Raw genomic sequence first — 7,867 nt, 5'->3', positions numbered from 1 at the left:
TCGTACGGCGCCCCGCGCCCGTACGACGCCCTGCCCGTGCGCCCCGCGTCCCGTCGGCACGGACCGCGCCCCACCCCCGTACGCGGGCCGCCGCCCTCGCCGTGCCCCTGCGCCTCCCGCTCCTCATCCCCGCGCTCCGCCGTCCCGCGCGGCCCCGTGCCAGGAAGCGGCGCTGCCGCCAACCGACCGAACGGCGCATTCGCCGCCGTCCCGTTGTGCGAACCGGCAGGGGCCCGCCGCCCGGTGCCGCACCTAGCCTCACCGTCAAAGCGCCGGGCGTGCCGAGGAGAGCGTGCGCGCCCGCGACGGACGAGGGGCGGCACCACCGTTGAACTGGCTCATCCGCGACTACCGCGAGGGCGACCTGGCATCGGTCGTCCATCTGATCGACACCACGGCCGAACTCGGCCAGGAGTCGGTGTTCTCGCTTGCCGAGTGCATCGGCGCGCTGACCTCCCGCCAGCCGGCGGTGGTCGCCGTCCACCAGGGCGTGCCGATCGGCGCGGCGCTGGCCTCGGTGGCGGGCGAGCGGGCCTGGGTGATGCGGATCGCCATCGCCTCCGCCTGGCGCGGCCGCGGCCTGGCCAGCGCCCTGCTGGTCGAGCTGGAGCGCCGGCTGCTGGCGGCCCGGGTGGGCCGGATCGCCTACGTCCTGCCCGAGGAGGAACTGCTCGGCGAGGGGCTGCTGAACGCCGGCTACACCCGGCAGCCGGCCGTCGCCTACTTCGAGAAGACCGAACCGGTGCACGGCCCGGCCGCCACCCTCCTCGACGACCTCGGCGGCCGCTTCCTCGCCGGGGACCTGTGGGGCCGGGTGGCCGGCATGGAGAAGGAGAAGGACCTCATCGAACGCCGGGTGGTGCTGCCGCTCGCCCAGCCCGAGCGGGCCGCCCGGCACGGCGTCCGCCCGCCGCGCGCCATCGCGCTGTTCGGGCCGCCCGGCACCGGCAAGACCACCTTCGCCCGGGGCATCGCCGCCAAGCTCGGCTGGCCGTTCGTGGAGCTGCTGCCCTCCCGGCTCGCCGACGAGGGCAACCTGTCGGCGGCGCTGCGCAGCGCCTTCGCCCGGATCGCCGAGCTGGAGCGGGTGCTGGTCTTCATCGACGAGGTGGAGGAGATCGCCCCGGTCCGCAAGGAGCCGGCCGAGCCCGGTGGGATGCACGGCGTCACCAACGAGCTGCTCAAGCTCATCCCGGGCTTCCGGGAAGGCGACGAACGGCTGCTGGTGTGCGCCACCAACTCCATCCGCTCCCTCGACCCGGCGTTCCTGCGCCCCGGGCGCTTCGACTACCTGATCCCGATCGGCACCCCCGACGAGGCGGCGCGCACCGCGATCTGGCAGCGGTACGCCGCCGGGCGGCCGGACGTGGACCTGTCGGTGCTGGTGGCCGCGAGCGACCTGTTCACCCCGGCCGACATCGAGCACGCGGCCCGGATCGCGGCCCAGGCGGCGTTCGAGCGGGACCTCGGTGTGGCCGGCGGCGGTCAGCCGCCGGAGGGCGACGCCGTCCCGGGCGCGAGCACCGAGGACTATCTGGCGGCCATAGCCGAGTGCCGGCCCACGGTCACCGCCGAGATGATCGAGCAGTTCGGGGCCGACATCACCGCGCACGCCCGGTACTGACCGGGCCGGCCGGCGCGGCCCGGTCAGTACCGGCGGTCGGCGGCCCGGCCCACCGCCTCCACCAGCGGCAGCAGCCGGTGCGGCACCCGCTCGCGCAGCGCCATCTCGGTACGGGTGCGCACCACCCCGGGCATCCCGATCAGCCGCTGCACGATGTCCTCCAGGTGGCCGTTGTCCCGGGCGACCACCCGGGTGATCAGATCGCCGCCGCCGGTGATGGAGAACGCCTCCACGATCTCCGGCACCGCGGCCAGCGCGTCGCCCACCTCGTCCAGACGCCCCTGGGTGACCTCGATGTGCACGAACGCCAGCACCGGATGCCCGAGCGCGGCGGGGGAGAGGACCGGCCCGGTCCCGGTGATCACGCCGTCCCGCTCCATCCGGTCCAGCCGGGCCTGGAGCGTGCCGCGGGCGACGCCGAGGATCCGCGCGTACTCGCGTACCGAGGTGCGCGGCTGCTCGATCAGCAGCCGGAGGATACGGGTGTCGAGGGCGTCCACGGCCATGTCCGACCGCTCCCTTCCGGTGCCGCTGCGGTTCCCCGCCACCGTACCGGGGCGGGTGGACGCGGGCGGCGCGAGGGCGGCGGCCGGCCGTTAGGAGGGGCGCGGGGCGGGCACTCAAGGGGCACGGCGTCCTGCCCGCCGTGCCCGCATCCACCAGGAGGCGTTCCATGCGCGCGCTGACCGTACGTCCGCTCCAGGCCGGCAGCCTGGCAGTCTCGGACGACCTGTCCGAACCCGTGCCCGGTGAGGGGGAGCTGCTGGTCGACGGCATCGCGCTCGGCGTCTGCGGCACCGACCGGGAGATCGCCGCGGGCGAGTACGGCTGGGCCCCGCCCGGGCGGGACAGGCTGGTGCTGGGCCACGAGTCGCTGGGCCGGGTCCGCGAGGCGCCGCCCGGCAGCGGCTTCGCCCCCGGCGACCTGGTGGTGGGCGTGGTGCGCCGCCCCGACCCGGAGCCGTGCGGGGCCTGCGCCCGAGGCGAGTTCGACATGTGCCGCAACGGCCGCTACACCGAGCGCGGCATCAAGGAGCGGGACGGCTACGGCTCCGAGGTGTGGACGGTGGAGAGCGACTACGCCGTCCGGCTCGACCCGGGGCTCGCGGACGTCGGCATGCTGATGGAGCCCACCACCGTGGTCGCCAAGGCCTGGGAGCAGGTGGAGCGGATCGGCGCCCGCTCGTGGTTCGAGCCGCGCCGGGCGCTGGTCACCGGCGCGGGCCCGATCGGGCTGCTGGCGGCGCTGCTCGGGGTGCGGCGCGGGCTTGAGGTGCACGTCCTGGACCAGGTCGCCGACGGGCCCAAGCCGGAGCTGGTCGCCGGCCTGGGCGCCGTCTACCACACCGACCCGATGGACCAGGTGACGGCGAAGCTCGACCCGGACGTCGTCATCGAGGCGACCGGCGCGGGACCGCTGGTGTTCGCCGCGATGGCCGGCACCGGCGCCTACGGGATCGTCTGCCTGACCGGGGTGTCGCCGCGCGGCCGCACTCTCAGCGTGGACGCCGGCACCGTCAACCGGGACCTGGTCCTGGAGAACGACGCGGTGGTCGGCTCGGTCAACGCCAACCTGCGCCACTACCACCAGGCCGCCGAGGCCCTCGCCGGCGCGGACCCGGACTGGCTGCGCAAGCTGATCACCCGCCGGGTGCCGCTGGAGCGGGCCGCCGAGGCCTTCGAGAAGCACGGCGACGACATCAAGGTCGTCATCGACCTCACGGACCGGTAGCAGCGTGCCCCGTCGGCCTCACGGCTCGATGAGCCCGACCCTGATGGCGTACCGGGTCAGCTCCAGCCGGTCCTTCAGGCCGAGCTTCTGCAGCAGGTTGGCCCGGTGCCGCTCGACCGTCTTCACGCTGATGAACAGCAGTCCGCCGATCTCCTGCGAGGTGTGGCCCTCGGCGACCAGCTTGAGGATCTCCTCCTCCCGGTCGGTGATCGCGCGCGCCGGCACGTCCCGGCCGTCCCGGGTCCGCTCCAGGTAGTCGCGGATCAGCGCGCCGACCGCGCCGGGGTAGAGGAACGGCTCGTCGCGCATCGCCGCGTGGCACGCCTCCACCAGGTCCCGGTCGGCGACCGACTTGAGCACGTAGCCCGCCGCCCCGGCCTTCAGCGCCTCGAAGAAGAACTGCTCGTTGTCGTACATGGTCAGGATCAGGATGCGCGGCCCGTCCGGCAGCCTGCCCAGCTCGCGCGCGGCCTGGAGGCCGGTGAGCCGGGGCATGGCGATGTCCAGGATGGCGAGGTCGGGCCGCTCGCCCCGGGCCAGCTCGACCGCCTCCGCCCCGTCGCCGGCCTCCGCGACCACCGCCAGGTCCGGCTCGCCGTCCAGGATCAGCCGCACCCCGCGGCGGACCAGCGCGTGGTCGTCCGCCAGCAGGATGCGCACCGGCGCCCGCCCGTCCGCGCTCATCGCGCCTCCTCCCGGTGCGCCTCCGGATCCACCGGGACCCGCAGCCGCACCTGCGTGCCGCGTCCGCCCGGCCCCGGGCCCACGCCCACCTCCGCGCCGACCAGCAGCGCCCGCTCCCGCATCCCGCGCAGCCCGGCGCCCTCCGGAGCGTCGCCGACGCCCCGGCCGTCGTCGCGGATCAGCAGCTCCACGCCGCCCGGGACGGCGTGCAGCTCCACGTCGGCCCGGCCGGCGTCCGCGTGCCGCACCACGTTCGTCAGCCCTTCCTGCGCCACCCGGTACAGCACCAGTTCCGTCTCCTCGTCCAGGGCCGGCAGTCCGGCGTCCACGCGGTGCCCGACGACCGGCCCGCCGCCCGTGGCGAACTCGCCGACCAGCGCCCGCAGCGCGCTGGTCAGCCCCAGCTCGGCCAGCACCCCCGGCCGCAGCCGCCGGGCGATGCGCCGGATCTCGTCCAGACTGTCCCGGGTGGTCTCCTGCACCCGCAGCAGGTCGGCCCGCAGCGGCTCCGGCGCGCGGTCGGCGACCCCCTTCAGCTCCAGCAGCACCGCCGTCAGGCTCTGCCCGACCTCGTCGTGCAGCTCCTGGGCGATCCGCCGCCGCTCGCCCTCCTGCGCGGACAGCGCCCGCGCGCTGCTCGCCGCCCGTTCCGCCTCCAGCCGGTCCAGCATGGTGTTGTACGCGCTGATCAGCGCGGCGACCTCGCGGTGCCCCGAGACGGCCGGACGCGGACCGGGGCGGAGCAGGTCGGTGGTGGTCATCGCCCGGGTGAGCCGCTCCAGCGGGGCGAGGCCGAACCGCAGCAGGGCCGCGTTGGCGACCAGCATGGCCACCAGTCCGCAGGAGAGGATCAGCGCCTCGGTGAGCAGCACCGGGGTGGAGACGGTGACCGGCCCGAGCAGGAGCAGCGCGGTCGCGGCGAGCAGCACCGAGGCGTTGAGCAGGAAGATCCGCCAGAACAACGTCACGGACCGGGGCCTCCTCGCAGCGGTTGTCGGTCGCTCGGTGCGACGCGTGCGCACCGCTCCCACCCTCACCCGGCGCCCCCGGCGCTGTCCATCGGTGCTGACACCCATCCCCCTCGGCGGGCTCCGCACCCGGACACCGGGCCGGTACAGGGTCGTGACCGCCCGTTATGGGGGACATACCCGATGGTGGCGCTGTGGCCCGGCGCGCCAGGGTGGGAACCGGCTGAGGCAGCCGCCCTGGCGCACCGCGAGGGGAGGACGCACGATGACCGCGCTGAACGAGGACCCGCTGAGCAGGCTGGCGGAACGGACCCGGCACGAGGACCCCCGCTTCGCCCGCGCCCTGGCCGCGGGGCGGCCGCGACGGCCGCGGGAGTACCGGCACGGCGTGACCTGGCTGCTGCTGGCCGCCGCGCTCGCGCTGTTCGGGACGGGGGTCGCTCTCGGCGACGGGCTGCTGATCGCCACCGGCCTGGTGGGCGCCGGTGCGGCCGCCCACCGGTTCGACCCCGACCGCTCGCGCCGGCGGTCCTCCCGGCGACCCTCCCGCTAGCCCGACAAGCGGCTTGCCTGACGGTATGCCCGAATGATGTAGTACGTCGTACGGTACAGTTCTTTACCCGGCCATTACCTCTCAGTCTGCCTGCGAGGGACGGCCGGGTCGCTCGGCGTGGAGCCGACGGCGTACGCGTGCGACGGGAGGGCGGACCATGCGGCGAGTGTGCGACCGCCCGGTGCGGGTGGACAACGCCCCGCGCGACGCCGTACCCGATACCGGCCGGCTCTGACGGCCGATGCCCCCTCGCCGCCCCTTCCGGTCCTTACGGCGTCGCTCGGCAGCGCGCGCCTGACCCGGCGAAGCCTCCCCCGCCACGGATACCTCCGCTCGCCGGAGCCTCGCGCACCGCGGAGTCCTCCGCTCGTCGGAGCCGCCCACGCGGCGGGGGCCTCCGCGCGACCGAGCCCTCCGCCCGGCGGGGCCCGGCAGCGGCGGGGCCCGCGCCGCGTCCGGAGCGGCGCGGGCCGACGGCCGCGGCGCCGCCGTGAAGCCCGCCGCGGCCCTCGCCGTACGCCGCGGGGCGCCGCACTCCCCGCGCGCCGCCCGGGGCCGACCCCGGCGGCAGGCCCGCGAGGTGGGCACGCTTCCATGTCCGGAGCGCACGCCCGCGTGCCGGACTTCCCTCACGGGGCACGCTGGAAGGCGCGCGCACCCGTGCCCGTACCCGTACCCGTCCTTCTGGAGCAGCCATGGAGCCCACGGCTCACACCCGCAAGACCAGCCTCCCCGGCGTCGGCGCCCGCTACGACCTGGAGACGGAGAGCGGCCGCCACCTCTCCGTCGTGGTCCACCAGGACGGCCGGCGGATGCTCGCCTTCCACGACCCCGAGGACGACGACGACTGCCGGGATTCGGCGACCCTCGCGCCGAACGAGGCGACCGCGCTGGCCAAGCTGCTCACCCCGGACCCGGTGGCCCACCTGCACCAGCACATGGAGATCGACCTGGTGACCGAGCACATCGAGATCACCAAGCGCTCCCCGTACGCCGGCCGCACCCTCGGCTCCACCCAGGCCCGCACCCTCACCGGCGCCTCCATCGTCGCCGTGCTGCGCCGGACCGCCGCCGTCCCGTCCCCGGCCCCCGACTTCCGCTTCGCCATCGGCGACACCCTCGTCGTCGTCGGCACCCGCGAAGGCGTGGACGCCGTCGCCGACCTGATCACCGGAGGATAGAGACCCGTGCACGACACGACCGCCATGCTCATCGAACTCGGGGCGATCATCCTCGGCCTGGGTGTGCTCGGGCGCCTCGCCGGCCGGGTGGGCTTCTCCCCGATACCCCTCTACCTGCTGGCCGGCCTCGCCTTCGGCCACGGCGGCATCATCCCGCTGCGGGCCAGCGAGGAGTTCGTGGCGACCGGCGCTGAGATCGGCGTGATCCTGCTGCTCCTCCTGCTGGGCCTGGAGTACAGCGCCTCCGAGCTGGTCACCAACCTCAAGACCCAGTACCCCTCCGGCGCCGTCGACTTCGTGCTCAACGCGGTCCCCGGCGCGGCCGCCGCCCTGATCCTGGGCTGGGGCCCGGTCGCCGCGGTCGCCCTGGCCGGCGTCACCTGGATCTCGTCCTCCGGGGTCATCGCGAAGGTCCTCGGCGACCTCGGGCGGCTCGGCAACCGGGAGACCCCGGTCGTGCTCGGGGTGCTCGTCATCGAGGACCTGGCCATGGCGGTCTACCTGCCGATCCTCACCGCGCTGCTGGCCGGCGTGGGTCTGGCCGGCGGCTCGGTCACCCTGCTGATCTCGCTCGGCACCGTCGGCGCGGTGCTCTACCTCGCCCTGCGGCACGGCCGGCTGATCAGCAAGGCGGTCTCCTCCGACAACGCCGAGATGCTGCTGCTCGTGGTGCTCGGCCTCACCCTGCTGGTGGCGGGCATCGCCGCCGAGTTGCAGGTGTCCGCTGCGGTCGGCGCGTTCCTGGTCGGCATCGCGCTCTCCGGCGAGGTCGCCGAGGGCGCCAGCAGCCTGCTCACCCCGCTGCGGGACCTGTTCGCCGCCGTCTTCTTCGTCTTCTTCGGCCTGTCCACCGACCCCGCCGACATCCCCCCGGTGCTGCTGCCCGCGCTGATCCTCGCCGTCGTCACCGCGCTGACCAAGATCGCCACCGGCTACTACGCGGCCCGCCGGGCCGGCATCAAGCCCGCCGGACGCTGGCGGGCCGGCGGCACCCTGGTCGCCCGCGGCGAGTTCTCCATCGTCATCGCCGGCCTCGCCGTCGGCGTGGAGCCCCGGATCGGCCCGCTGGCCACCGCCTATGTGCTGATCCTGGTGATCGTCGGCCCGCTCGCCGCCCGCTGGACC

General features: G+C 75.2%; 8 protein-coding genes. 5 read left to right on the top strand and 3 right to left on the bottom strand.

The window, feature by feature from the left end; genetic code table 11:
- The first annotated feature begins 328 nt into the window (after positions 1–328).
- Positions 329–1,624, top strand: a complete 1,296-nt coding sequence (locus tag C6N75_RS02695; RefSeq protein ID WP_105867212.1) for an ATP-binding protein — start codon at positions 329–331, stop codon at positions 1,622–1,624.
- Between the two features lie 23 nt (positions 1,625–1,647).
- On the opposite strand, the gene C6N75_RS02690 is transcribed toward C6N75_RS02695, so the two are convergent.
- Positions 1,648–2,130 carry an Lrp/AsnC family transcriptional regulator gene (locus C6N75_RS02690; protein ID WP_105867211.1) on the bottom strand — a complete coding sequence of 161 codons (483 nt, stop codon included), beginning with the start codon at positions 2,128–2,130 and terminating at the stop codon, positions 1,648–1,650.
- A gap of 167 nt (positions 2,131–2,297) precedes the next feature.
- Between C6N75_RS02690 and C6N75_RS02685 the strand changes: the two genes are divergently transcribed.
- Positions 2,298–3,356 (top strand): glucose 1-dehydrogenase, encoded by a 1,059-nt coding sequence (locus tag C6N75_RS02685; protein WP_105867210.1) that lies wholly within the window; start codon positions 2,298–2,300, stop codon positions 3,354–3,356.
- 18 nt (positions 3,357–3,374) lie between these two features.
- Here the strand turns inward: C6N75_RS02685 and C6N75_RS02680 are convergent, their stop codons facing one another.
- Entirely contained in the window at positions 3,375–4,040 is a 666-nt protein-coding gene (locus C6N75_RS02680; protein WP_105867209.1) for a response regulator, read from the bottom strand.
- Complete coding sequence (locus C6N75_RS02675) at positions 4,037–5,008, bottom strand: HAMP domain-containing sensor histidine kinase (RefSeq protein ID WP_105867208.1); 972 nt, start codon at positions 5,006–5,008, stop codon at positions 4,037–4,039. Before C6N75_RS02675 ends, C6N75_RS02680 begins: the two co-directional genes overlap by 4 nt.
- A 265-nt stretch (positions 5,009–5,273) precedes the next feature.
- On the opposite strand from C6N75_RS02675, the gene C6N75_RS02670 reads away from it, so the two are divergent.
- The 3 genes from C6N75_RS02670 to C6N75_RS02660 form a co-directional block, all read left to right on the top strand.
- Positions 5,274–5,561: a DUF3040 domain-containing protein gene (locus C6N75_RS02670; RefSeq protein ID WP_105867207.1), complete on the top strand. Its 288-nt coding sequence runs from the start codon at positions 5,274–5,276 to the stop codon at positions 5,559–5,561.
- Positions 5,562–6,256: 695 nt separating this feature from the next.
- Positions 6,257–6,742, top strand: coding sequence for a cation:proton antiporter regulatory subunit (locus C6N75_RS02665; protein WP_105867206.1), 486 nt, complete (start codon positions 6,257–6,259; stop codon positions 6,740–6,742).
- 6 nt (positions 6,743–6,748) lie between these two features.
- Positions 6,749–7,867 (top strand): cation:proton antiporter (locus tag C6N75_RS02660; RefSeq protein WP_105867205.1); only part of this gene is annotated, 1,119 nt, incomplete at its 3' end.

Origin of the sequence: Streptomyces solincola (assembly GCF_002982015.1) — a bacterium.
In the GTDB taxonomy this organism is placed as follows: Bacteria; Actinomycetota; Actinomycetes; order Streptomycetales; family Streptomycetaceae; genus Streptomyces; species Streptomyces solincola.
The sequence above is the reverse complement of the archived record's forward strand: the minus strand, read 5'-3'. Positions and strand labels throughout refer to the sequence as shown.